The 26,790-nt window shown below is 41.9% G+C and carries 20 protein-coding genes; 13 read left to right on the top strand and 7 right to left on the bottom strand.

Translation table 11 applies throughout. The features are described 5' to 3' along the window. Positions 1 to 111: 111 nt before the first annotated feature. From PZB74_RS02795 to PZB74_RS02785, 3 genes are all read left to right on the top strand, one after another. Positions 112 to 1,494 (top strand): lytic transglycosylase domain-containing protein, encoded by a 1,383-nt coding sequence (locus tag PZB74_RS02795; protein ID WP_302240598.1) that lies wholly within the window; start codon positions 112 to 114, stop codon positions 1,492 to 1,494. 106 nt (positions 1,495 to 1,600) lie between these two features. Further along, complete coding sequence (locus PZB74_RS02790; RefSeq protein WP_302240596.1) at positions 1,601 to 2,713, top strand: DUF4837 family protein; 1,113 nt, start codon at positions 1,601 to 1,603, stop codon at positions 2,711 to 2,713. A gap of 93 nt (positions 2,714 to 2,806) precedes the next feature. Then, complete coding sequence (locus tag PZB74_RS02785; protein WP_302240594.1) at positions 2,807 to 5,110, top strand: NADP-dependent malic enzyme; 2,304 nt, start codon at positions 2,807 to 2,809, stop codon at positions 5,108 to 5,110. 25 nt (positions 5,111 to 5,135) lie between these two features. Here PZB74_RS02785 and PZB74_RS02780 read toward each other — a convergent pair whose 3' ends face one another. Beyond that, on the bottom strand, positions 5,136 to 6,899 hold the full coding sequence (locus PZB74_RS02780; protein WP_302240592.1) for an ABC transporter ATP-binding protein: 1,764 nt from the start codon (positions 6,897 to 6,899) through the stop codon (positions 5,136 to 5,138). A gap of 25 nt (positions 6,900 to 6,924) precedes the next feature. Further along, positions 6,925 to 7,701: a tRNA pseudouridine(38-40) synthase TruA gene (gene truA, locus PZB74_RS02775; RefSeq protein ID WP_302240590.1), complete on the bottom strand. Its 777-nt coding sequence runs from the start codon at positions 7,699 to 7,701 to the stop codon at positions 6,925 to 6,927. Positions 7,702 to 8,022: 321 nt separating this feature from the next. On the opposite strand from truA, the gene PZB74_RS02770 reads away from it, so the two are divergent. The 6 genes from PZB74_RS02770 (at position 8,023) to PZB74_RS02745 (ending at position 13,945) form a co-directional block, all read left to right on the top strand. After that, on the top strand, positions 8,023 to 9,144 hold the full coding sequence (locus PZB74_RS02770; protein WP_302240588.1) for a Na/Pi symporter: 1,122 nt from the start codon (positions 8,023 to 8,025) through the stop codon (positions 9,142 to 9,144). A 135-nt stretch (positions 9,145 to 9,279) separates the two neighbouring features. Continuing rightward, the gene (locus tag PZB74_RS02765; protein WP_302240586.1) at positions 9,280 to 9,642 is read left to right on the top strand and encodes a hypothetical protein; all 363 of its coding nucleotides are present in this window, start codon (positions 9,280 to 9,282) and stop codon (positions 9,640 to 9,642) included. Next, a complete protein-coding gene (locus PZB74_RS02760) occupies positions 9,632 to 10,396 on the top strand; it encodes a phosphoglycerol geranylgeranyltransferase (RefSeq protein WP_302240584.1) in 765 nt (254 codons plus the stop codon). Before PZB74_RS02765 ends, PZB74_RS02760 begins: the two co-directional genes overlap by 11 nt. 156 nt (positions 10,397 to 10,552) lie before the next feature. Next, the gene (locus PZB74_RS02755) at positions 10,553 to 11,839 is read left to right on the top strand and encodes a Gfo/Idh/MocA family protein (RefSeq protein ID WP_302240582.1); all 1,287 of its coding nucleotides are present in this window, start codon (positions 10,553 to 10,555) and stop codon (positions 11,837 to 11,839) included. A 130-nt stretch (positions 11,840 to 11,969) separates the two neighbouring features. Next, a complete protein-coding gene (locus PZB74_RS02750) occupies positions 11,970 to 12,845 on the top strand; it encodes an SDR family oxidoreductase (protein WP_302240579.1) in 876 nt (291 codons plus the stop codon). Positions 12,846 to 12,940: 95 nt separating this feature from the next. Next, positions 12,941 to 13,945, top strand: coding sequence for a YpdA family putative bacillithiol disulfide reductase (locus PZB74_RS02745; RefSeq protein WP_302240577.1), 1,005 nt, complete (start codon positions 12,941 to 12,943; stop codon positions 13,943 to 13,945). A gap of 40 nt (positions 13,946 to 13,985) precedes the next feature. Here PZB74_RS02745 and PZB74_RS02740 read toward each other — a convergent pair whose 3' ends face one another. After that, entirely contained in the window at positions 13,986 to 14,831 is an 846-nt protein-coding gene (locus tag PZB74_RS02740; protein ID WP_302240575.1) for a helix-turn-helix domain-containing protein, read from the bottom strand. A 233-nt stretch (positions 14,832 to 15,064) separates the two neighbouring features. Between PZB74_RS02740 and PZB74_RS02735 the strand changes: the two genes are divergently transcribed. The 3 genes from PZB74_RS02735 to PZB74_RS02725 are packed head-to-tail and all read left to right on the top strand — an operon-like array spanning position 15,065 to position 17,229. Further along, positions 15,065 to 16,048, top strand: a complete 984-nt coding sequence (locus PZB74_RS02735; protein ID WP_302240573.1) for a phytanoyl-CoA dioxygenase family protein — start codon at positions 15,065 to 15,067, stop codon at positions 16,046 to 16,048. Between the two features lie 54 nt (positions 16,049 to 16,102). Beyond that, positions 16,103 to 16,897 (top strand): SDR family NAD(P)-dependent oxidoreductase, encoded by a 795-nt coding sequence (locus PZB74_RS02730; protein WP_302240572.1) that lies wholly within the window; start codon positions 16,103 to 16,105, stop codon positions 16,895 to 16,897. Between the two features lie 11 nt (positions 16,898 to 16,908). Beyond that, positions 16,909 to 17,229: a Dabb family protein gene (locus PZB74_RS02725; RefSeq protein WP_302240570.1), complete on the top strand. Its 321-nt coding sequence runs from the start codon at positions 16,909 to 16,911 to the stop codon at positions 17,227 to 17,229. 60 nt (positions 17,230 to 17,289) lie between these two features. Here PZB74_RS02725 and PZB74_RS02720 read toward each other — a convergent pair whose 3' ends face one another. The 4 genes from PZB74_RS02720 to PZB74_RS02705 form a co-directional block, all read right to left on the bottom strand. Further along, positions 17,290 to 18,903, bottom strand: a complete 1,614-nt coding sequence (locus tag PZB74_RS02720) for an SGNH/GDSL hydrolase family protein (protein ID WP_302240568.1) — start codon at positions 18,901 to 18,903, stop codon at positions 17,290 to 17,292. Between the two features lies 1 nt (position 18,904). After that, positions 18,905 to 21,709, bottom strand: coding sequence for a TonB-dependent receptor (locus tag PZB74_RS02715; protein WP_302240566.1), 2,805 nt, complete (start codon positions 21,707 to 21,709; stop codon positions 18,905 to 18,907). A gap of 298 nt (positions 21,710 to 22,007) precedes the next feature. Next, complete coding sequence (locus PZB74_RS02710) at positions 22,008 to 23,729, bottom strand: M3 family oligoendopeptidase (protein ID WP_302240563.1); 1,722 nt, start codon at positions 23,727 to 23,729, stop codon at positions 22,008 to 22,010. Positions 23,730 to 23,835: 106 nt separating this feature from the next. Beyond that, a complete protein-coding gene (locus PZB74_RS02705; RefSeq protein WP_302240561.1) occupies positions 23,836 to 24,990 on the bottom strand; it encodes a ferredoxin--NADP reductase in 1,155 nt (384 codons plus the stop codon). A 291-nt stretch (positions 24,991 to 25,281) separates the two neighbouring features. Here PZB74_RS02705 and purB point away from each other — a divergent pair, with 291 nt between their 5' ends. Further along, positions 25,282 to 26,634, top strand: a complete 1,353-nt coding sequence (purB, locus tag PZB74_RS02700; RefSeq protein ID WP_302240560.1) for an adenylosuccinate lyase — start codon at positions 25,282 to 25,284, stop codon at positions 26,632 to 26,634. Positions 26,635 to 26,790 lie beyond the last annotated feature (156 nt).

The raw sequence follows: 26,790 nt of genomic DNA, 5'->3' as shown, positions 1-26,790 counted from the left end.
ATGTCTTACTGCTAAATACGTTTTAAATATCCCAACTTTTTTCATATTTTGTATGGATTTTGTAGTCATACAAATACAGATTTTTGAAAGTAAAGCTAAATCAATAAGGTGATGTTAAAAATTTTGGGTGCTCTGGTAATTTGTCTTTGTGCGGTGGGGAGTGTGCCTTCCTATGCAGTATTTTCTCACGATGCTCCTACAGACTCTGTGATAACAAATCTATATGAGCCAAAATATGATTACGAATATATTCCTGATGCACCTTATGATTTGGTAGAAGACAGAATCGCCTGTCTTGAGAAAGATATGCCGCTGGTTTTTAACAGTAGAGTAAAATCTTTTGTAGACTACTTCACTATCAGAAATCGGGACTACACACGTATGGTCGTTCGCCGTACCGAGCTTTATTTTCCTCTCTTCGAGAAATATCTTAAAAAATACGGAATCCCTGAAGAATTGAAGTACCTCTCTATTGTTGAGTCAGGTCTTAACCCTGAAGCTAAGTCAAGAGTAGGAGCAATGGGACTTTGGCAATTTATGCCCAGCACAGGACGTATGTACGGTCTGGATCAGGACTGGTACGTGGATGAGCGTATGAATCCTGAAAAATCTACTGAAGCAGCCTGCAAATATCTTAAGCAGCTTTACAATATGTTTGATGACTGGGAGCTGGCGCTTGCTGCATACAATACCGGGCCAGGCAATGTTCGTAAAGCAATACGTCGTTCAGGTTATAAAAGAGATTTCTGGTCAATTTACAATTATCTACCACGTGAGACCAGGAGCTATGTGCCTCAGTTTGTAGCTGTTTTGTATACTTTAAACTATCTGGATGAGCATAACTTAAGAGAAGAATTACCTGAATACCCTATGGAAACAGATACACTCTGGGTAAGTCAGTTTGTAAGTCTTAAAGCCCTGGCTGAGCAGATTAATGTATGCGAAGAAGATCTAACTCGCTTAAACCCTGAACTAAAAAGAAAGGCTGTTCCTGAAAATGCGAAGAACTATCCTTTGCTCATACCAGCAGACAAGTATGATTTTATAGCAGCCAATACCGCAGCCATATTAGATTCTTCAGGTACCAAAGAATTGCAGGATCAGATGATTTTGGTAGCTCAGAAGCAAGCCGGTAATACTTATAATCGTGAGAAGGTATATTACCGTGTTCGTAGTGGAGATGTTTTGGGTGTAATTGCAGAGCGCCATGGTGTGCGCCTGTCAGATTTACGCTCTTGGAACAATATCCGTGGAAGCCGTATTTATGCCGGACAGAAGTTAGCGATTTGGGTAAAGCCTAGTGCCAGTCAGTTAGCCTCTTCAGGAGGTAGTCGTCCTGTACCTAACAGCAAAATCCACCTTGTGCAACCTGGAGACTCACTTTGGGAGATTTCTAAGCGTTATCAAGGTTTGAGTGTGGCTAAGATTAAAGAGCTCAACAACCTGACGAGCAACAATATTAAGCCGGGACAAAAGCTGATCATCGGGCGATAGTATTTTATTTCTCTGAACACAACTTGAAAAAGAAATTTTGTGTTATACAAGGTGAAAAAGACTCATTATTGTATTTTGAGCTTGCAAACACTAAAATTTATCGATTGTGAACATAGAGAAACTTTCCTTATACATTCCATCAATATTAATTATTGGTCTGATAGGGCTGTTTGGGGCTTGTAGCGAAGGAGGTAGTTCATCTACTGATACTTTACCTACGGCCCGTGGAGCTGCCGGAGAAGTAGTACTCGTTATGGACTCTGCTTTATGGCATGGAGATCTGGGAGATGAACTGCGTCAAACTTTTCTTAAAGCCATGCCTGGCCTACCTCAACCCGAACCTTATTTTTCTGTGAGGTACGTAGATCCCTTTAAACTAAACAAGGTACTGAAGAATGCTAAAAATATGCTTTTTGTAGCCACTCTTGATAACGAAAGTATGGCTGGAAAAAAGATGAAAAGCTATTTTACGCAATCCTCAGTCTCAAGAATAGAAGAAGATCCAAACCTGTTTCAGTTTAGTAAAAAAAACCAGTTTGCTAAAGGTCAGGAGGTACTTTTCCTGTTTGGTACATCAGAAGATGCGCTTATTGATAATTTAAAGAACAACCGGGAAGAGGTCAGAAATCACTTTCATGAAGTTGAGATTAATCGTTTAAGACAAAACCTTTATAAAGCCAACGAAAGAAAAACAGTCAACCGTTACTTGTTAGAGGAGTATGAATTTTACCTGAAAGTACCCTATGGTTATGAGCAGGTACCTAGAAAAGATGCTGACAATTTCGTGTGGATTAGAAATCTAGGAGATGAAGTTGATAAAAGTATCATTGTAGCTTACAAAGACTATACTTCAGAAGAGGCTTTTAAACCTGAGAGCATTATGGAGTTTAGAGAGCAGATTGCAAAACAGTATCTGGCTGATGATAGTACTACTCATATGACTGTACAATCTTTGGCTCCTATAGAGCATGATACAGTCAACTTTAATGGCAAGTATGCTATAGAAACCCGAGGCTTATGGAAACTAACTAACAACTCTATGGGTGGACCATTCCTCAGCTACACTTTTGTAGATGAAGATAGTGGCAGACTTTATTACATAGAAGGCTTTGTTTATAGCCCCAGTAAACAGAAGAGACCGTTCATAAGAGAGATAGAGGCCATCCTCAATACCTTTAAAACAGCCTCTGAAATAAATCAGAAACAGGCCACGAGTTAAACGTGGCTTTTTTTATGCCCTTTTCTTTCTTTAGATTTGAAGAGTAGATGGCTAATAATTGCTACTTTTACGGTACCCAAAAAAAGAAGAAAATTGGAAGGAAAAGTTCAACAATTCAGATCAATTAAGATAAGGCGAGAAGATGCCTTAAATTATCATACTCAAGGCCAACCCGGAAAAATAGAGGTCGTCCCTACCAAGCTATTAAGTTCTCAGATTGACCTTGCACTTGCATACTCTCCTGGGGTAGCTGAGCCCTGTAAAGAAATAGCTGCTGACAAAGAAAATGTCTATAAGTATACAGCCAAGGGTAATCTAGTGGGCGTAATTTCCAACGGTACCGCTGTATTGGGCCTTGGTGATATTGGACCGGAAGCCTCTAAACCAGTAATGGAAGGGAAGGGGGTACTCTTTAAAAAATTCGCAGGAATAGATGTTTTTGACCTTGAAGTTGACGTAACTGACCCAGATGCTTTTGTAAAAGTAGTTAAGTCATTAGAGCCGACTTTCGGTGGAATAAATCTGGAAGATATTAAAGCTCCGGAATGTTTTGAAATTGAAGAAAGGCTGAAAAAGGAGATGAATATCCCTGTGATCCACGATGATCAGCATGGCACAGCGATCATTACCGGAGCAGCATTGCTTAATGCGTTGGAACTGGTAGAGAAAGATATCTCGAAGGTAAAGCTGGTAGTTAGTGGTGCAGGAGCTTCTGCTATGGCCTGTACACGCCTTTTTAATATGCTGGGAGTAAAGACCGAGAATATTGTAATGTGCGATATTAACGGAGTGCTTAAACAAGGCAGAGAAGACCTGGACGAGATCAGGTCTATCTTTGCGACTAAGCGTGATGTTAACTCCCTGGCTGAAGCAATGAAAGGCGCGGATGTATTTTTAGGTTTGTCAGCAGCCAATATCGTTTCTCAGGATATGATTAGGTCTATGGCTGATAATCCGGTAGTTTTTGCACTGGCAAACCCAGATCCTGAAATCAATTATGATTTGGCAATGGCAAGTCGTGAGGATATTGTGATGGCTACAGGACGTTCTGATCATCCTAACCAGGTAAATAACGTATTAGGCTTTCCTTATATATTTAGAGGAGCTCTGGATGTGCGTGCTACAGCAATTAATGAAGAAATGAAGCTGGCCGCGGTAAAAGCACTGGCAAAGCTTGCTAAAGAACCTACTCCAGAGATTGTCAATAAAGCTTACAGCAGCGAAAAAATAATTTTTGGAAAAGATTACCTTATTCCCAAACCTTTAGATCCTCGTCTGATAACTGTCATTTCACCGGCAGTAGCCAAAGCAGCTATGGATAGCGGGGTAGCAAGAACACATATTACAGATTGGGAGCAATACCATGTAGAGTTGCAGCAGCGTATCGGTATAGATCAAAAGTTGATGTCGCAGGTGATTAGTAAAGCGAAAAAGCAGCCTAAAAGAGTTGTTTTTGCTGAAGCCGAAGATCAGAAGATTCTAAAAGCTGCCCAGATACTTCAGGATGAGCAGATAGCCATACCTATACTTTTAGGAAATGAAGAAAAAATTCATCAACTGATAGCAGACCACAAATTGGAACTCTCTGCCTGTCAGATAATAGACCCGGCAAAGGCAGACGACGAAAAGATAGGTGACTTTGGAGATCTGCTCTACGAAAAAAGAAAGCGTAAGGGAATGACACGCTATGAGGCTCGCCGCCTGATGCGTTCTCGTAACTATTACGGCACCACTATGGTAAAGGTAGGAGAGGCTGATGCGTTTATTTCTGGTCTTACCAGCGACTACCCTAAAACTATACTACCGGCTCTGAGAGTAATTGGAGTTAGTAATGAGGTGAAACGTGTGGCTGGGATGTATATTATCTCTAACAAAAAGGGAACATTCTTCTTTGCAGATACTACAGTAAATGTAAACCCTAGTGCTGAAGAGTTAGTAGATATAATTGGTCTCACAGCATCTGCGGTCAATTCTTTTGGCATTACTCCTCGTATCGCTTCCTTATCATACTCTAACTTTGGCTCCAGCAAGGGAGATGTGCCTGCTAAAGCAGCTAAAGCGGTAACTATGGCGCGCGAACGCTGGCCTGACATGATTATAGAAGGTGATATACAGGCAAATACAGCTCTAAATACCGAAATGCAGCGAGAGCTGTACCCCTTCAGCCGTTTGGTAGATGAAGGAGCAAACACCTTTATCTTTCCTGACCTGACCTCTGGTAACATAGCTTATAAGCTACTGATGGAGATTGGTGGAGCTGAAGCTATTGGGCCTATACTCCTGGGTATGAACCGCCCCGTACATGTGTTGCAGCAAGGAAGTACCATTAGAGAGATTGTTAATATGGTAGCTATTGCGGTATTAGACGCTCAGGCTTTTGAAAGAATCAGAATATAAAACTGTAGAAGAGGGGGGTAGTGGATTAAACTACCTCCTTGTATTGCATCTGGTGGAGCTGAGCATAATAGCCTTTCAGATCTAAAAGCTCCTGATGTGTTCCTTTCTCTTTGATTTCGCCATGGTCCAGAACTATAATCTGATCGGCACTCTGTATCGTAGACAAACGGTGGGCAATAACAATTGAGGTTCTTCCCTTCATCAGTTTGGCTACCGCTTCCTGTATCAGCTCTTCTGTTTCAGTATCTACTGATGAAGTTGCCTCATCCAGAACAATAATTTTAGGGTTATAAACCATTGCTCTTACAAAAGAAATCAGTTGGCGTTGGCCTACAGAGAGTGTAGCGCCCCTTTCCATAACATTATAATCAAATCCTCCGGGCAGGCGCTCAATAAATTTACGTGCCCCTACCAGTTCAGCGGCTTCAATTACTTTTTCACGGCTAATGTCAGGGTTTCCGAGGGTAATATTTTTTTCTATCGTATCGGAGAACAGAAATACATCCTGCAATACTACACCGATATGATGCCTCAGAATGTTCAGATCATATTCTTTAATTTCTACACCGTCTATCAGTATATCTCCGCGCTTAATATCATAAAAACGATTCAGAAGGTTGATCACTGAAGATTTGCCGGCACCGGTAGCGCCTACCAATGCCAGGGTTTCGCCTGGCTTTACATCAAAGTTGATATCTTTGAGCACATAGTCCCTTTCGTTGTAGGCAAACCAGACGTTGTTAAAGACCACCTCACCATTAATATGGTCAGGAGCATGAGTTCCATTATTAGGGATATGCTCATTGCTATCCAGAATTTTAAGAATCCGGGAAGAACTTACGATACCTAGCTGAAGGGTGTTGAAGCGGTCAGCTATTTGCCGAATCGGGCGGAAAAACATATTGATGTACATAATAAAGGCTATCAAAATACCAATAGTTACGTCATCATTAAGTACGCCGCGCGCCCCGTACCATACCAATAGACCAATGCCAGTAGCCTGTATGACTTCAGCCACAGGGTAGTAAATAGAGTAGTACATTACAGACTTAAGGTGTGCCTGTTTATGTTCTTCATTAATTTCTTTAAACCGGTCAGACTCAAGCTTCTCGCTACCAAATATTTGTACGATGCTCATGCCGGTAATATGTTCCTGTACAAAAGAGTTAAGGTTAGATACAGCATTTCGCACATCGTTAAAAGCTACCTTTATTTTTTCTTTGAATACATAAGTGCTTAAAATGAGCAGAGGAAGCGTAGACAAACTCACTAAAGTAAGCTCCCAATCTATGTAGAGCATGACGCTAAGTATGACAATAATTTGTAAGAAGTCGCCAATAATAGCTGCCACACCCTGGCTAAAAATATCGGATAGGGTTTCAATGTCAGATACGTTTCGGGTAACCAGCCTACCAATGGGTGTATTGTCAAAATATTTGAGTCTGAGGTTAAGCAGATGCTGATAGAGCTTAATACGTATATCTTTAATTACATGCTGACCTAACCAGCCAGATAAAAAGGTATGCAAATACTGCACTACACCCTGTACTACTAAGAGCGATACCAGAGCTATAGTCATATACACCAGCCCCTGATAATCACCGGCAAGTATATAGCCATCTATCGCTTTTTGTACTAAAAAGGGTAGGGCTGGAGCCAGAAAAGCAACCAGTATGGTAAGGGCTACCAGACTGTAAAAGCGAAACTTATAAGGCTTTACGAACTGAAATATCCTGCGGAGTACATCAAGGTCAATAATGTCGCCACTGCTGGTTTTTTCTTTATTCATAACTATTAATACTCAAAAGCTGCTGCTAAGTTGTACGAAATGACGAGACAACGGTAAAAATTTCTTCCGGGTAGCAGACCTCACTCAGGTAGAGGCCTTCTGCTGGTACCGAACGACCAGCTTTGCTACGCTTTCCGCTATGCAAAATTTCATCAAACTGCTCCAGGCTTATTCTTCGGCTTCCAATATCCAGCATGGTGCCTACTATAGCTCTTACCATATTTCTTAAAAAACGGTTAGCAGAAATATGAAAGACCAGCCTACTATTCTCTTTCTGCAGCCAATGTGCCTGATCTATACGGCACAGGGTATTTTCCTGACCTCCGCCCGACTTATTAAAGCAGGCATAATCCTGTTCTTGGCCGCAAGCTAGTTTTGTTGCCGCCTGGTTCATTAGCAGTATATCAAGTTCTGGGCGGAAGTAATAGCTATAGCCCTTTAGAAAAGCATTTTTTTCCTGGTGAATATGGTATTGATAACTTCTTAACTGAGCATCAAAACGGGCATGTGCGTTTTTCTGTACCGGCAATATTTCGTGTACGACAATATCGTCTGGCAAAAGGGCATTAAAACGATACAAATGTTGCTGTAAGTCTAATAGCTGTGGCGTATCAAAATGTGCATACTGCTCCAGGGCATGTACGCCAGTGTCTGTACGTCCGCTACCGGCTACGCTAATATCTTCTCCCAGTATTTTGCTAAGCGTTTCGTTAATAAGGCCCTGTACACTTCTAGCGTTTTGCTGCACCTGCCAGCCATGGTATTCGCTTCCTTTGTAACTAATCTTTAAAAAATAGCGCACACTAAGGTTTGTTTAATATAATTGGGCTAAAAGCTCTGAGTATATAAGTATTCTACTTCAAAACTATGAATAATAGAAAACCTCTTAAAATTTTCCTGTACTCACAAAATTTTATAAAATTGCGAGATAGGACAAAAGTATGACAGAAGAAAAAACTTAACAATTGCTTCACAATAAACACGAGTAATTTTGGCTTCTGCTTCATAGCTTTGCACTTTATAGCCTTTCTGGCTCTAACGCTATACGTATACGCACACAACACGCTTGATCACAAAACAAGATAGTAAGTTTGTATCGGCTGTCAAATTCATTTGGACAGGAGTGAAAGTTATTGAACAAAATAAGAAGAAAGATAGTCTGATGACACTTGGGAAGTCACTTATCGTGATTTTAGCGATATTGTTGTTTCTGCTGGCATTGGATATCATGGGTAACTCCTTCCTGTCACTTAGGCAAAGTGCTGCGGAGACCTTACTGTCTATTACCGATAACCCATTTGTCGGATTGTTTATTGGGTTGTTACTTACAGCCATTATTCAGAGTAGCTCTACCAGCACTGCTATGATTGTAGCTCTGGTGGGCTCTGGGGCTCTTAGTCTTTCCTCTGCCGTGCCCATTGTTATGGGAGCAAACATTGGTACAACTCTTACCAGCACCATTATCTCTCTGGGCTTTATTACCAGCAAGCGCGAATTTAGAAAAGCCATCAGTGCCGGAGCTATACATGATGTGTACAACATTATCTTGACAATCATTTTGTTTCCGCTTGAATACTACTACCACTTTTTATCGGGTGTAAGCAATACCATGGCTGCATGGTTGGTAAAGGTTTCCTCAGACCCTCAGCTTCAGACACAGGTTACAGCAGAGGAAAGCATGAGTGTTGGCGCTTACTTAACGGAAGCCATAGACAATAGTTGGATATTAGTAATACTATCTTTCGTACTCCTTTTTGCGGCTATCAAAATTATGTCGCAGATTATTTATACTTCCCTTATAGGTAAGTCTAAAGACCACATGCAGGACTATGTGTTTAACAATCCCTATAAATCTTTTGCCTGGGGGAGTGTTATTACCGCGGCAGTACAGTCCAGTTCCATCACTACTTCGCTAATGGTACCCCTGGTAGCTACCAGTAAGGTTTCTCTACAGAAGTCGTTTCCGTTTATTATTGGTGCCAACATAGGTACTACCGTTACTGCCCTGATTGCAGCCTTGTTTAAGTCAGAAGCAGCTATTAGCATTGCATTAGTACATTTTCTTTTCAACTCATTCGGAGTGCTGGTATTTCTTCCTTACAAACCCTTAAGAAGAATTCCGGGGCTACTTTCGGGGCGTTTTGGCAAGCTCACCCAGCGCAATCGCCTGTTTGGCTTTCTGTACATAGTGCTCATGTTCTTTCTGGTACCTTTCATACTTATATACCTGAACCGAATACTTTAAGAGCAATATTGATTTGGGGAAAGGCTTAATATATAATTATTGCTTATCTCCGGTAACATCTATAACTTGCTTTTCAGGTAATTTTTAAAAGAACTCTAATAGTTCACACAATTTTTTATTTTAACAATCATGACTATGAGCAAAGAAACAGAAAGACTGGATGAGCAAAAAGAAATCCTTTTTGATGCACTTGCCAGCTTACAGGACTCAATTGATTTGGACGAAGAAGATATCCAGAAGCTAAAGGAGTGGGGAGCAGGCTTATTAGTAGCCGGAGTTTCTGCCTATGTGGTTTACAAAATACTAAAAAGCGCTTTTAAAGGTAGAAGCCTGGAGTTTGAAGAGCGGGATAATAACCCACTGCCCAAGGTGAAAATGAAGAAAGAGTCTAAAGTTTCTCGTCTGATAAGAGAGCAGCTTATAGTAATATTGATTGCAGTATTCAGAAAAAGAATTATGCAATTCTTGCGAGACAATAATCTTATTGATGAAGACTAAAATACATCAAAGCCTCATAGAGAGTCAGAAAGAAGGAAAGAAAAGCTTTGCTGTGCTGATTGACCCCGACAAAGTTGAGGGGCATACAGCCTGTATGCGTATTATTAACATGGGAGTAGAAAATAAAGTAGACTACTTCTTTGTTGGAGGCAGCTTAATTACTGGCAATAACTTTGGCCAGATTATCCGGCTGATCAAAGAGCATACAGATATCCCAGCGGTTATTTTTCCGGGTAGTAGTATGCATATTGAACCTGAGGCTGATGCTATTCTTTTTTTATCGCTTATTTCTGGTAGAAACCCTGACCTCCTCATTGGGCAGCACGTAGTTGCGGCACCTGTACTCAAACGTAGCAATCTGGAGGTAATTCCTACCGGCTATATGCTCGTGGAGTCAGGTAATGCTACTACCGTTTCTTATATGAGTAATACGGTACCTATACCATCTGATAAACCCTCTGTAGCTGCCTGTACTGCCGTTGCTGGCGAGATGTTAGGGCTGGGGCTTATCTACATGGATGCCGGAAGTGGAGCAGAGCGCCCTATCAGTAGTAAAATGATTAGCATGGTCAGAAAGTCGGTGGATGTACCTTTGATAGTAGGTGGTGGAATAGACAACGCCCATAAAGCCGCGAAAGCCTATGAGGCTGGTGCTGATATAATAGTAGTAGGTAATGGAATAGAGCGTAACCCGGAGTTATTAGTCAAGGTAGCAGAACTAACAAGCCGATATAACCAACAGTTAAAGGTGTAAATATGCTCATCAAGCCTAAGCTCTACCCACAAAGAACTAGGTTATGCCGATAAGATCATCGTTTCTTATCGGCTATTTTTTTATCTTTCCTAAGTAATAAACCTGAGCCGGGGTATATACTATCCGGACAACTCTTGTAATACACTAATCTACACTATGCAACATCCGATTAAAAGAAGAAAGTTTATCAGGCAAAGTAGCTTGGGAGCCCTGGGCCTCAGCATGTTTCCCTTCAACAAAAAAGTAGCGCCTAGCGATAAATTAAGAGTAGCTCATATTGGCGTGGGCGGTATGGGTATGGCCCATCTCAACTGGTTTGCCAATCTTCCTGAAGTTGACGTGGTAGCGATCTGCGATGTAGACAATCTGCACCTGAGCAAGGGGCTGGCAAAAGCCCGAGAACTACAGCCGGGGGTAAAGGTAAGCGGCTACAGCGATTTTAGGCAACTGCTGGAAAATAAAGATATTGATGCTATCACTTGCGCTACCCCCGACCACTGGCATGCTCAGATTGCCATGCTGGCCTTTGAGGCAGGCAAAGATGTGTACGGAGAGAAACCCCTGGCTTATAGCGTAAAAGAAGGGCAACAGATGCTGAAAAGCATGGAACGACATGGCAAAATTTTTCAGCTGGGCACCCAAATTCATGCCGGAGACAATTACCATCGCGTAGCAGAACTGATACAGGCAGGAGCTATAGGTAAAGTGAGTAAGGTACGCCTCTGGAAGACTGGGGATACGCCTAAATTAGGTCAACCCAAGGTGCAGGCTGTACCTAAAAATCTGAATTGGGATATGTGGCTGGGGCCAGCCCCTTACACTGAGTATATGCCGGAACGATGTCACTTTAACTTTCGCTATTTTCTGGATTATTCAGGAGGTATGTTTCAGGATTTCTGGTGCCATATCGCCGATGTAGTATGGTGGTCTGTGCAACCTGGCGGCCTAAAAAGTCTGAGAGCTGAAGGTGAGGCTCCTAAAAATAGTATTGCCGACGTACCCGAATGGATTAATATCGACTACAAATTTGATAATCTGGACATATACTGGACCTCTAAAGTGCCCGAGATTCCTGGTGCTGAAGGTCGTGGAATAGGAGCTTACTTTGAGGGTAGCAAAGGTACACTGCTTTGCGATTACAGCCGCCGCGAGCTTCGTATCAATGGTGAGGTAATGGAAGACATACCTGAAATAGAACAGACTATTGCGCGATCTCCTGGTCATCAACAGAATTTTGTAGATGCAGTAAAAAACAGAACTTTGCCAGAAAGCCATCTTGCCTATGCCCGCGAAATGACGCTACCTATGCACCTGGGGCTAATCTCTTTTCGGCTAGGGGGCAGAGCGCTTGAGTGGAACTCAAAGAAAGAAAAGTTTAGAGGAGACAAAGAAGCCAATGCGCTATTGGAAAGGGAAAACCGTAAAGAGTGGAATCTGGCATAAGATTTTTCTAGTGAGTCTGATTACCACAAAGTCAAGTTCTTCTCTAAACCTGTTTACCTCTAATATTCCTTCATTTTTCAAACAAAGGGAGCCAAAATAGAGATTTACAGGAGTAATACATCTGATTTTTATGAAAGATAAGATTTGCTTGATTACTGGTGCCAACTCTGGTATTGGTAAAGTAACTGCCCGAGAGTTAGCCAAGAAGGGGGCACACATTATCATGCTTTGCCGTAATGAGCAAAAAGCTGAAAATGCCAGAGAGGATATACTTAGAGTATGTGGTCATGATAAAGTAGATATAGTGCTGGCCGATCTAAGTTCTACAAAACAGATTAAAGAGGCTGCTGCCAAGATTAGGTCTGAGTACCCCAGAATTGATGTTCTGATCAATAACGCAGGTATGATTATGGGTAATGATAGAGAAACGACAGAAGATGGTTTTGAGTGGACTTTTGGCGTAAATCATCTGGCTCCTTTTCTGCTTACCCATTTGCTGATAGACAAAGTACTGGCGAGTAAGAAAGGTAATATTATTACTGTATCTTCAGAGGCTCACCGCTTTGCCAATTTTGATCTGAACGACTTGCAAATGCAGAGAAAGTATAATGGCCTTAAAGCCTATGCTAACTCAAAGCTATGCAACATTCTTTTTACCCACGAGCTGGCAAAAAGACTTAAAGGCACACAGACAGTAAGCAATACACTGCACCCCGGAGCTATTGCCTCCAACTTTGGTAAAGGCGTATCTGGTTTCTTTGGCTTTGTTATGAAGCTTTCTCGCCCTTTTATGATTAGCGAAGAAAAAGGTGCGGAAACTACTATTTACCTGGCAAGCAGCGAAGAAGGTTATACTGCAAACGGCCTGTATTTTAAGAACAAAAAGCCGGCTAGCCCAACCAAAGTAGCAACCAATGACTATAATGCACGTAGGTTATGGGAGGTAAGTGAGGAGTTATTACAGGTAAAATTTAGTCCTGTAAAACACAAAGCGGCGGAGGGGTAGGCAACAGTGAACACCATCTTGTTTCTCTTTGTTGTATATTTGCCGCCACAGCACTACCAATCACAAAAAGAAGTATTATTCAAAATTAGATAAGCATGAATATTTATGATGTACTCATTGTTGGGGCTGGTCCTTGCGGTCTGGCTTGTGGCATTGAGGCACAAAAGAATGGTTTGAGCTATGCCGTATTAGATAAAGGTAGCATAACCGAATCTATTCGTCGTTATCCTATAGACATGACATTCTTCTCCAGCGCAGATAACATCGCGATAGGAGACATACCTTTTCCTTCTCTCAACCTGAGACCCAGCCGAGCAGAGGCCTTAAAATATTATCGTAAAGTAGTAGAGCATTTAAAGCTAAATGTAAAAACATTTACTGAAGTACAGGGCATAGAGCAGCAAGATGAACTATTTGTACTCCAGACCAATCAGGGAGAATACTGTGCTCGCAAAGTAATTCTGGCAATTGGTTATTACGATATTCCTCGTGAACTTAATATTCCCGGAGAAGATCTCCCTCATGTAACTCATTATTATGATGAGCCTTATCGCTACACCGGTACAAAAGCTGTAGTAGTAGGGGGCGCTAACTCGGCGATTGAAACCGCTCTGGACCTGTATCGTAATGGGGTAGATGTAACTGTAGTCCATCAGTTTGAAGGCTTTGATAAAACTGCCAAGTACTGGATAGTACCAGATATAGAAAACAGAGTAAAGAAAAATGAAGTAGATACCTTCTTTAAAAGTGCGGTAACTAAAATCACCGAAAAAGAAGTTCATATCAAAAATCTGGATACTGGAGAGCAAACAGTAATTCCGGCAGATTTTGTGTTCTTAATGGTAGGTTACCACCCTGATGCCAAGTTCTTGCGCAGAGTTGGAGTACAGCTTAATGGCGAAATGCTTATTCCGCAAATCAACCCTGAAACCTACGAGAGCAATATACCCGGAATATACATGGGGGGCTCAGTAATAGGTGGTGAGGAAACCGCTAAAGTATTTATTGAGAATGGTAAATTACATGCTATTCCTATTATCGCAGATATTAAAGAGAAACTGGCTAAGGAAGACATGCCAGCTGCTAAAGCTTCTTCCTAAGCCTAACTAACTTTCAGCATAAATTCATACCAGCACCTGCTTATTGCAGGTGTTCTTTTTTAAAAGCAAGTGGGTTCATGCCCGTCACTTTTTTGAAAGTACGATTAAAATAAGACAAGCTCTCAAATCCGCATTCAAAGCAGACCTCTGTTACATTTTTATCCAATAGCAAAAGGTTTTTAGCCTTATCAATCCGGTAATGGTTTACAAACTCGGTAAAAGTAAGCTTGGTCATTTTTTTAAAATAACGACAAAATGCAGCATTGGTGAGATTACTAATGCTTGCTACCTCTGCTATTTCAATTTTTTGCTGGTAGTTTTGGTCTATGTAGTCATAAATGTCATGAAGTCTGTCCTGATCTTTACGAGTATACTGGTTTTTGACTGCCTTATCATGTAATAGCTCTTTATCTTCTGCGTGCATTAAACATTTAAAAATATCCAGTAAAGCTAAAAACTGATCAAAACTCTCCATTTCTGGCAGCTTTTTGAGCCTGGGGCCTATACTACTTTTAGTCTTCTCGCCAAAGGCAATTCCGTGTTGCGATAACTTCAGAAGCTGCTGCACTACCTTTAATTCGGGAGCAGTAGCTAAAGCTCCAGATAAAAAGTCTGCTCTGATATGCACTACTATTTTTTCGTATTTGGTTTTTACGCCATAATCAAAATTGAGATGGGGGATGTAAGAGCCAATTAGTACCATATCGCTTCCTCTAAAGCGAGAAAAATGCTGCCCAATATGCCGGTTTCCATCAGCACCTTCTATAAAAACCAACTCATATTCTGGGTGAAAATGCCAGAAAAAGAAATCGCTAAGGTTGGGGTTAACCATAAAGCTGAAAGAACTTTCCTGGTCGGGCGATATCTTCTCAAGTTTTATCTTCATACTGATAAATTACATAGAATTACCATTTAGCATGCTATTGTATGGCTAAAATATCAATATTGTTCAAATAGTGGGTAGTATAGGGAAAGAAAATGGCTTTTAGTAGAGGTACTTTTGGTATATAACAATTAGGTGAAGCAGGAAGAGCAGAGTTAGGGTTTCATTTAACCCCAGGCTTTGCTCCTCCGAGTTTTTCATCAGCTTATTTTTTTCTCTTACTAAATGCAAACAACATGAGAAGCACTAATGAACACACAGTGGAACGCCAAAGTCCGAATAAAAATCATGAAAAAATTCCGGGCAACCCTTCTACGGCAAGCAGTAGTAAAATACAACTGAATGATCGTTCTAATGGTCAGGCCTTAAGAGTACTCACCGAAGAAGACTGGCAATTTTGGGTAGACAATGGATATATAGTGATAAAAAATGCGATACCCCGTGAGCAGGCACTTAAAACAGCTGACTTTTTATGGGAATTTGAAGAAAAAGACAAAGACCAACCGGAAAGTTGGTATACCTCCCCTCGGGCAGAAATACAGATGAAAGAGCTTGCCGGCACTGGTATGGTAGAAGTATACAATACTCAGGCACTTTGGGATAACCGACAAACACAAAAGATATATGATGCATTTGTAGATGTATGGGGCACAGAAAAGCTTTGGGTAACCATAGATCGTGCAAACCTAAACTTTCCAATTCGCCCTGGTTATGAGTATAAAGGATTTATTCACTGGGACTACGACCCAGAAACCCGCCCTCAGAATGTACAGGGCGTACTGGCCCTATCCGATCAGGATGATGAAAATATGGGTGGATTTCAATGTATTCCCTGGCTCTATCGCAACTATGATACCTGGAAGCTCTCTCAACCAGCCGACCGCGACCACTTCAAACCTGATGTAAGCGGCCTGGAAGATCAGATAGTAAAAGTTAAGCTGAATGCCGGAGACCTGCTTATCTTCAATAGTACTCAGCCCCACGGTATTCGTCCTAACAGGTCTGGAGATAAAGTAAGAATTGCGCAGTACATTTCTATGATGCCTGCCGAAGAAGACAATGAAGAACTGAAGCAATGGAGAATCCACTCATGGAAGAACCGGGTGGCACCTACTGGTTATGCTTTTCCTGGCGATCCACGCAACTATGAGCAGCAAAACTACGATACTGCCAAGTTAAATTCTTTGGGTAAAAAGTTGTTGGGTTTGGAAAAGTGGTAACTACCTGAAAGTTTCTAACAAGGCTATCTAGTATGCGGGGATAACTATTGGCTCATGAATTTACACTTAAAGAATAAACGAGCTTTGGTTAGCGGCTCAACTTCCGGCATAGGCTTGGCCGTAGCCAAACTTTTAGCGAAAGAAGGAGCTGAGGTAGTCATAAACGGACGCTCCCAAACCAGAATAGATAATGCGATTACATCTATTAAAAAAGACCAGGCTACAGCCAGGCTTACTGGTATTGTTGCAGATTTTAACGATGAGACGTCAGTAAGATCGCTCATTAAGCAGGTAGGGGATATAGACATCCTGATTAATAATGTAGGCATCTTTAAATCGCAGGGCTTTAACGAGACTGACGATGCAGACTGGAAAGAGATGTTCAATATCAATGTGATGAGCAGTGTGAGGCTTTCCAGAGCTTTTTTGCCCAATATGCTGGAAAACAATTGGGGAAGGATCATCTTCATTTCCAGTGAATGTGCAATGCTGGTTCCTGAAGATATGATTGCCTATAGCGCTACCAAAACGGCACTTCTTAGTATTTCTCGAGGCTTAGCACAGGTAGCCAGAGGTAGTGAAGTAACTGTAAACTCAATAATGCCGGGCTCAACATATACCGAAGGGGCACAACAATTTTTAAAAGAGCGGTCTCTCCAAGAGAATGTGTCTGAGCAACAGCTAGCCGAGGAGTTTTTCAAAAGTACCCGCAGCACATCACTACTTGGCAGGTTTACTACTACTGAAGAGATAGCGAGTACAGTTGTATATCTCTGTAGTCCGTTAGCAGTGGCAACTAATGGTGCAACTATAAAAGCGGATGGGGGCTCAGTACCCGGAATACTTTAAAATGCCAAGCCATGATTAAACACGTAGTCTTATTTAAGTTTCTTTCTAGCTCAGAAGATGAAGCGATAGAAAAGTTGATACAAGAATTTCTGTCACTCAAAGAAAAAGTAGAAGAACTTAAGGATATAGAGTGGGGGCTAAATATTAGTCCTGAAAATCACCATCAGGGGTTTACTCACTGTTTTGTCCTTAGTTTCAAGCATATGCAGGACCTGGGCAGGTACCAGCGTCACCCTGCGCATCTGGCTTTTCAGGAAGTGCTCAAACCTCATATGGAGATGGTTTTTGTAGTAGATTACCAGGCTGCTAAAAGTATTGGTATGCCGGTATAATAGAGTAAAGTGAAAAAAGCACCTGAGGTTATCAGGTGCTTTACTTTTAAGAAGTCAAATTTAGTTAATAGCTATTTCTACAGTGCCAAAAGGTGTAATGTCTATTGGAGGAATATCTGCATCAAAGCTTTGGTTAAGTACTTTGATAATTTCGTTGGCGATAAGGGCATGCCCTTTAGGGTTGGGATGTATACCGTCAGTAGAAATTATACCGTTAGGAGAAAAGTCTGGAAGCAGAACTATTCCGCCAGTAGCTATCCCCGGAACACCATCCGCTGCTGCTACGGCCTCGGCAGAAAGCCCCAGTTGAGTTGCCTGCTCTGCGGTCAGACCTGCTACATCAGCAAAAATCCGGTTTACATCCAGCAAAGCTACTTTACCTCCAGTATTAGCGACAATCTGTGCAATAGTACCATTAAATACAGCAATTCTGGTATTTAGAATAATTTGCTCGTTTAAGGTAAGAACATACTGATCTTCTAAAGGCACCTGTAAGCCATAAAGTCCTCCTTCTACTTCTGTACCCAGTACTAAAGCAGCATTGAATACGAGTAGATCAGATGCATTTGTTTGCCTGATTTTGGGCAGTACTCTGCTTCCTGGCTCTTCTCCAAAGGCGGCAGATATATCTGCTTCACTCAGGTCTTCATCATACATTACTACAGGGTTAGTTTCTGCCGGGCTGCTGCTGGGCTGAAAGTTGATTTTACGTAAAGCAGCTTCTTCAGCACTGATTTCTCCTAAGGCTACCGCAGCATCCAGTCCATCATTATAATCCTGGTAGCCAGCATTCAGGGCATCGGCATTGGCCTGGTTTAGAGCGATAGGATCATAAGTAACCGCTCTAAAAAAGGGTAAAAGCGTAACTGAAGGTATAGTTAGCGCTACTCCTTTTGCTTCTGAATTGCTAGCCAACAAACCACTGATAGCAGTAGAATATGCCTGAGTAAAGCTATTAATACTGGTTAGTGTTCCAGAACTGCTTTGCTCCGCTTCCGGGTTTTTCTCTCCATCAGCGCCGCCACCGCCGCTACTTGCCCATCCTAGTACATCATTTCCACCGAGCCAAATCGTAAAAAAACTGCCTTGCGCACTGACGGCATCGCCAAGCATAGAAGCATTGGCAGAAGAGGCAAAGCGTGCAAACAATGGGTTGAACTGAGCATAGCCTGGAGTAACTGCATCTATAACTCTTGCTCCTGGTACGCCAAAATTTGTAAGTTGCTCTCGGTTGCCCTCATAGGCGGTTATGGGTTCGCCGATAGTAGGTACTGGTCCAGGTATGCTGGTATCCAGTAAAAAGCGACCTAAAATTTGTCCGCTACTCTGGTTAACAGATATATTGTAACCATTAAGCGAGTTGATATCTGGCTGATGAAAACTACCTGCCTCAATTCCATCTACTTCCTGAAGGTGCTGTGCCAGTATATTCGGGAAAGAGTTGGCCTGACCTTTATCATACAAAGCTGCATCCATTAGGCCGGCAGTAAGAGAATTGCCTAGCGCAACATATTTGTTGAAGTTGAGGGTACCTGGGCTTCCGCTTAAGGTATTTTCTCCGGGTAAGGGGTTGTTCTCCAGCCTGTCTTCTATAAGCTCATCTTCGGTATCGCAGGCAGCAAAGAGCAATACCAGGCTAAGTAGAGGAATATATAGTTTATGTAATGCTTTCATATTAGTTTAAAAATTGGTCAAAGGTGATAGAAATGTAGTAGACAGCACCCATGCGAGGGTTGGCAAAAGAAGTTGTGTACCTTTCGTTAAGCACATTTGAACCTCCGATTTTGAGCACTGACTTTAAACTGGGAAGCTTATAGCTCACCTGGGCATCTAATGTCTGGTAAGCCGGAATTACTCCTTCGCCTATAGAAGACTCCCAGAGGAAGGCGTCCTGCCATCTCCACACCAAATTGAAACCAAGCTGGTCGGTAACCCTTCTGTTAGAAAAACGAATGTTGTATCTCCACTCAGGAGTGTTGTATGCTGCTCTAAAGCCTTGTACTTTCAGGTCGTCCTGATCTATCAGCTTGTTATAGGCTACATTACCTCCAATGGTGTAACCTTTGTTTAGAGAATAGTCCAGTGCTGCGGCAAAGCCATGAGCATCTACTGTGCCGTCAGCATTTACATCAAAGCCAAATCTTTGTAGAGGTACAGTTTGCATTACTATGCCATCGGGATTAGCAGGACCTTCGTAGGGAGGGTTTCCATTGGCATCGCCGCCTACAGCTGTCTGAGCAAATTCTACTTCGGCCACAAAATCACTATAAGAGCTATAGTAATAGTAAGCGTCAATTAAAAGTTTATTGTTGATGAGGCCTTTATAGCCTACCTCAAAGGTGTTTACTTTTTCGGTATCAAAGTCTTTAAACTCTACAGGGTCTAGTAAGGCCTTAGCCTCATCAAGGTTACCATTTAGTTGATATGCCTGCTGAGCAGCTGCAATACTTTGGGTAGTGTAAACGGTATTGCTTTCAAAGTTGTAACGGTCTACGAGCACCGAGTTGCTACCAATAAGGCGACGAGATACTACATCTAGGTCAATGAACTGGTCCTGGGTGGTAGGAATGCGGAAACCTCTCTGAAAGGAGGCTCTGAAGTTATGGTTGCCTTTAGTGGTATATACACCTGATAAGCGTGGTGAAAACTGCCCTTCAAAGTATTCGTTTTTGTCGTAGCGTACAGATCCGGTAAGGTCAAGCTTTTCGTCAAGTAGTTTTTTGGTCAGTTGCAGGTACGCCCCCCACTCGTTAATGTCAAATTCTTCTCCGTCATCTTGCAGAGCAAAAAGGGTTCCTTCAGAGTTAAGGTTGTACTTACGATAGTTTGCGCCTACTACTACATCTGCGAACTTAATCTGTTCGCCAAAATTGTACATACCTTCAAAGTGAGTAAGGCTGGTTTTTTCTAAAAATTTTGCTCCTCCTTCAGAGATAGGGACTTGCCTGAGAGAGTCGTACAACTGCTGATACAGGCCACTTTGCAGTGCTTCTTCTCTTACCTGATCGCTACCAATTCTGGCCAGCTCGTGGGACTGGTCAATATCAAAACCTAATAGCCTGGCACCGGCAAAACCTTGTACATAGGCGGGTATGGTAGTGTTTATGCTAATTAAGCTCGCGAGGGTATTAGCCGCATAGCTGTCACCTGAGTTCTCCTGTGTACGGTAGCCCCTCACAAAATAGTTGCTGCCTCTTAGCTCGGCCTTAGCTGTCCAGATAGAGAAATCATCTAGTACAAAACGGTCATTTGCTGTGTAAACGGTGCTACCAAAACCCTGGTTGAACTGTGCCAAAACTTCCACTTTATCATTGATACGATAATGGATAGCGCCGCCTAGTTTTAAGCTTTCTGTGGTATTGTCTACAAACTCTTTTTCGGTAAAGCCAGTAGGTGTAAAGTCTCCTCTCTGATCAAGAGGAAGCAATGCTTCTGCACCAGTACCCCTACCTAATTGTCCGACATTTAGTCGTGGATCTCCGTATACGTTTACACCATCGTAAGTTCTATTGTTTGCTCTTTCGTTGGGGTTTATGCCTTCAGGGCTACGCTCTACCAGATTTTGTGCATCACGATAGTCTACACCTACAAAGTCGGCTGCGCGTAAAAATTCACCATTAATTTTGAAGGCTATTTTGTTGTTAAATGCTTTTGCATAGCGTAAGGCATAGCTCTGGTATAATGATGGGTCATCATCTTCGCCATCTATATGAGTAACTCCTAACTTGGCAGATGCACTTAAACCCTGATACTCAAATGGGTTCTTGCTATTCATAAGGATAATACCATTTATGGCATTTGGGCCATATAAGGCTGAGGCAGAACCCGGCAGTATCTCTACACTCTCCAGGTCAAGCTCAGAGATACCCACAATATTGCCTACCGGAAAATTGAGTCCCGGTGCCTGATTGTCTATTCCATCTATAAGCTGAACAGTACGGGTATTACCGTTAGCACCAAACCCTCTGGGGTTTATTGACTTAAATGTTAAGCTCTGAGCACTTACATCTATACCTTTAAGGTTTACAATCTGATCGTAAAAGCTGGGGGCAGCCGCTGCCTGAATATCGCGAATGTCCATTTTCTCTATAGAAACAGGAGACTGTAGAATGGACTCCTCTACACGTGAGGCAGAAACTACAACCTCTTGACCCAAAATGGTTTGTTCGCTAAGTAGAATGCTGAGATCTTTAGTATCGGCAAGGGTAATCTCAACCTCTTTAGGGTTATAACCGACACTGGAAACTACCAACGTAAGGGGAGGAGCTTCTTCAACCTCCAGTTCAAAATTTCCCTGAGTATCGGTAATGGTGCCAATTACCTTTCCCTTTACCAGAATATTTACTCCAATTAAAGGGCTGTTGTTGGCTTCATCTAGCACTTTACCGGAAATGCTGGTGCCGGATTGTGCCTGTAGGTTAGGTATTGACAGACAGAGTATAAATACTCCTGCTATCAATAGTCGGATTGCTTCTTTCATAAGAGTTGGCTATGTAAAATTTATAATCATATCTATAAATATGTAAATATTATTGTAATAATTTAAATGTATAGCCTAAAAAAATGGAGGGTTCGTATTGATGAGTGAATCTGCGTAGGATTAAAACTAATCGTATACGTTAACGCAAAAGCGTAAAATGGGGCTGGTCTACACTTAGAAAAGCAAGAAAAAAGGTAGGGGGTTCCCTACCTTAATTATATATACTTACTGTTTAGGTAATTTGATAAACCAGATAATTGAGCAAACTAATTATTTGCCATAAGCTAAAGCTTGTTCTTTAAATTTTATTAAGCTCCTCATTTACAAACTGCATCAGGCTGCGGATATATTCTGTGCTAAAATCAAAGCGGATGCCTGCTGCCTCGTATACCTCAGGAATTGTACGAGTATAGCCTAGCTTGAGGGCATTTTTATAGCCTTCCAGACCTTTCTTAGGGTCATCTTTGTAGTTTCTCCATACAGCTACTGCTCCTAATTGGGCAAAGCCATATTCTATATAGTAGAATGGAACCTCAAAAAGATGAAGCTGCTTCTGCCATAAGTAGTTTCGCTCCTCTTCCAATTCGCTCCAGTCGGTGACATCATCAGAAAAAGTACCGAAAATCTCATTCCAGGCTTTTACTCTTTCTTCAGCGCTATGTTGGGGGTGTTCGTATACCCAGTGCTGAAATTTATCTATAGTAGCTACCCAGGGTAGGGTTTCTATAATTTGCTCCAGGTGTTGCTTTTTGGCACGTTTTAAATCATCTTCATCATTAAAAAAGAGATCCCAGTGGTCCATAGAAATAAGCTCCATAGACATAGATGCCAGCTCAGCTACTTCTGAAGGAGTATTCTTAAAGCTGTTAAGCTCTAAATCTCTGGTTAAAAATGAGTGTACGGCATGGCCTCCTTCGTGCATAATAGTAACCATATCGCGTAGGTTAGAGGTGGCATTCATAAAAATGAAAGGTACACCAATTTCTGCCAAAGGGTAGTTGTACCCTCCTGGTGCTTTGCCTTTACGAGATTCCAGGTCCAGATGGCCCATTGCCTGCATAATAGCAATACGCTCTCCAAGATACGGATCAAGCTTGCTGAAGCACTCTATTGTTTTAACTGTGAGCTCGCTTCCTGAAGTAAATGGTGTCAACGGAGGCTTTCCGCTCGGATCAACGGCCTTGTCCCAGGGGCGTAGCTTATCCAAAGCAAGTGAAGCCTTTCGCTCCTCAGCCAGCTCATTTAGCATAGGAACTACTTCCTTAGCTACAGCTTCGTGGAAGTCAAAGCAATCCTGCTTTTGGTAATCAAAACGGCCCATAGCAGTAAACATATAGTCACGGTAATTTTCAAAACCAGCATTTTTGCCCATCTTGTCGCGTATGCCTACCAAAGAGCTGAAAAGCTCATCAAGTTTGTCTTTGTCCTGAAGCCTGCGCTGCGTGATTTTGCGATAGGCATCTTCTCTCTCTATCCTGTCTACAGACTGAAGGAGGTTGGCTGCCTGTTGCAGGGTCATCTCCTTTCCGTCAATCTCCACGCTCATATCTCCAGAGATGGCACCGAATTTCTGAGAGTTTTGCTGTTCTTCCGTTTTTAATGGTATGTTTTCTTCTCTGTAAATCTCAGCTTCTTTTTCCAACTCACGAATCATAATTGGAAAACCCTCTTCACTTCTGAGTTCGTCCAGGTAAGGCGATGCCAGCGCTTTCTGATTTAGTTTGTTGCTTTCCGGCTCAATCTTAGGCTGTATCTGGGTAATAAACACGTTAAAATCCTCACGAATCTCTTCATTGTTGGTATCGCAGGTCATTTTAATGTAGCGCCAGGCAAGGTTTTCAGAAAGTACGGATTCCAGCTCACTTCTGTCCTGAAACCATTTGCGTAAATCTGCTGCTGAGTTAAGCACTCTCTCCTGTAATTGTATATAATACGGCTCTACCGTTTCCCAGTCTTTCACCTCAAAATTTTCAGGTAAAAAGGTTCTGGCTTTCTTTTCAGGTATTTGAATGTCTTGCATAATATGTTTTTTAGGCGTTTACAAAGTTGTTTTCTTACAGCGTCTGGCTACAATATATAAGTTAGATGATGCGACAACGCTGTACAAATTTCGGCGGTCTTTTCGGTTAGTCAATTACAATCTTCACATTAGGGGTAAGCGGATGGCCTACGCAGGTAAGCACAAAGCCTTGCTGAAGTTCTCCATCAGTAAGAGTATCTTCCTCATCCATTTTAACTCTACCTGAGGTGCACTTACCCATACAGGCAGTACAGATGCCACTCTGGCAGGAGTAGGGGAGGTCAATATCCAGAGCGAGGGCAGTATGCAATATGGTGCTATCTGGCTCTACCAGAAAAGTGTATTCTTCACCATCGTACACTACAGTAACTTCCTGAGCTTCTTTTACGCTCATGTTTTCTGTTTTGTAGGCTCCAATTACACTTTCTTCCGCTGCGCTATATTTGGTTTCGTCCGCTACTTCACTGTTTTGAGGAGAAGGGATAAACTCCTGTGATTTATTACCTGCAGGAGATGTAACTCCAGCCACAAAACTTTCTTTATGAATGCGGTGGGGGTCAATATTGAGCATTTTTAGCCCTTCCAATACATTTTGCATCATCCCGCTAGGTCCGCATACAAAATACTCTGTATCTTCTGGCGGATGTTGTGGTAATTCTCGCAGGAGCTGCCCAAGCTGTACAGGTTCTATTCTGCCACTGAGTGCTCTAAACTCTGCTGAAGTCTGTTCCAGTATATGTATAACCCTAAAGGTATTGTCGTACTTTTTTTCTAATGCTTCTATCTGCTCTTTAAAGATGATAGAGTTTTTGTCACGATTAGCATAGATTAAAGATACCTTGGTTTTGGGTTCGGCATACAGTACGGATTTCATGATAGACATAAGTGGGGTAATGCCGCTTCCGCCACCAAACATGATAAGGTGCCGCTGTTCAGTACCAATGAGCGGTGTGGTAAACATGCCCATAGGTTCCATCACCTCCAAAGTATCACCTGGCTTAAGCTGATCGTTCAAGAAGTTAGAAACTTTACCGGAAGCTACTCTTTTAATAGTGACAGCAGGGTATTTGTCCAAAAACGGACAGGTTGATAAAGAGTAAGAACGTCTTACTTTTTCGCCATCTATAGGAATAATCAGAGTAAGAAACTGCCCGGGCTTATACTGAAGACGCTCTTCTCCCTGGTCAAATACTATTGATATAGCATCTGCTGTTTCTCTTATAATTTCTCTTACACGTAATTGATGATATTGTTTGCTCATCCTGAAATATCTATTACTTAAAATTAGTTTTCAATTTAAAGTCTTCTATATATTCGCTCAAGAAGAAGAAATTGTTTGAAAATTGGACTTCTGAAAGCAAAAATCTAAGGATTGGCTCGCAATACAAAAAAACTTTATTAGCCACGTTTTACTTAGAGAGCTAAATATATGTCAGGAGGATATTCTGCCTGGCACTCACATATTCCCTTTTTTTAAGCTATTTTTGCGCGGTATTACAAACCAATAATCTATAAAGAGGGGGCATTACGACCCGCAAAATCATCAGACATCATGAATTTGAATACATTAACTGCCATTTCGCCAGTAGATGGCCGCTATAGAAATAAAGTTGAAGAGCTAGCAGGATTTTTCTCTGAATATGCTCTGATAAAATATCGCGTGCAGGTGGAGGTAGAGTACTTTATCGCGCTTTGCGAATTGCCCCTACCACAGCTTGCAGGGGTAGATGCCTCTGTTTTTCCTAAGCTTAGAGCGATTTACCAAAACTTTAGCGAAGCGGATGCTACTGCCATCAAAGAAATAGAAAAAACTACTAACCATGATGTAAAGGCAGTAGAGTATTTTCTGAAAGAACAATGGGATAAGTTGGGGCTTACTTCGTCTAAGGAGTTTATACACTTTGGGCTTACCTCTCAGGATATAAACAATACAGCGATACCTGCTTCTTTAAAAGCAGCGATGGAGTCTGTAGTAATGCCACTATTAAGTCAGGTGATGGACAAAATTGAAGAGCAGGCAGTTAGCTGGAAAGAAATTCCTATGCTGGCCAGAACTCACGGCCAGCCTGCGTCACCAACTCGGGTAGGCAAAGAGTGGATGGTATTTCATGAAAGGTTACTGCAACAAAAGCAATTGCTTGAGGCTATTCCTCATGTAGCTAAATTTGGAGGCGCTACTGGTAACTTTAACGCTCATGTGGTAGCTTACCCCGATTTTGACTGGATTGCATTTGGGAACAAGTTTACTGAGCAGTACCTGGGGCTTCGCAGGAGTCATCCAACTACACAGATAGAGCATTATGATATGCTGGCGGCAATGTTTGATGCTCTTAAACGTATCAATGTAATTCTGTTGGACTTTAGTCGCGACGTATGGCAGTATGTGTCTATGAACTACCTTAAGCAACGCGTGATTGCCAATGAAGTGGGCTCTTCGGCCATGCCTCATAAAGTAAACCCTATTGACTTTGAAAATGCAGAAGGTAATCTTGGTATTGCCAATGCACTTTTTGAGCATATGTCGTCAAAGCTACCTATTTCTCGTTTGCAGCGCGACCTTACAGACTCTACAGTATTAAGAAATGTAGGTATGCCCCTCAGCCACATGCTAATCTCTTTACACTCTCTGCTTAAAGGATTGGGCAAGATTGAAATTAATGAAGAGGCAATTAAAGACGACCTGGAAGAGAACTGGGCAGTAGTGGCAGAGGCTATTCAAACGGTACTCCGCCGCGAAGCTTATCCTCAACCCTATGAAGCGCTCAAAGGCTTAACTCGCAAGCAGGAAAAAATTACTGAAGCTACTATTAAACAGTTTATCCAGACACTGGAAGTGAGTGATACCATTAAACAGGAGTTGTTAGCCATTACTCCGTTCAATTATACTGGTTTAAGCAGCCATTAAAAATAAAAGAACATTTTTTGCGAAAACTTAGTATATTGACTAGATAAGGCAGGCAGCAAGGGCTGATTTTATATTTTTCGTTGAAATTTTGGCTAATTTCTCTATTTTTACGCTCTTGGTAACGCACTGCGAGAGGCTTCAGACAGAAGCACACTA

This window comes from Porifericola rhodea (assembly GCF_030506305.1).
Lineage (GTDB): Bacteria > Bacteroidota > Bacteroidia > Cytophagales > Cyclobacteriaceae > Catalinimonas > Catalinimonas rhodea.
This window is presented reverse-complemented; position numbering and strand designations above follow the sequence as displayed.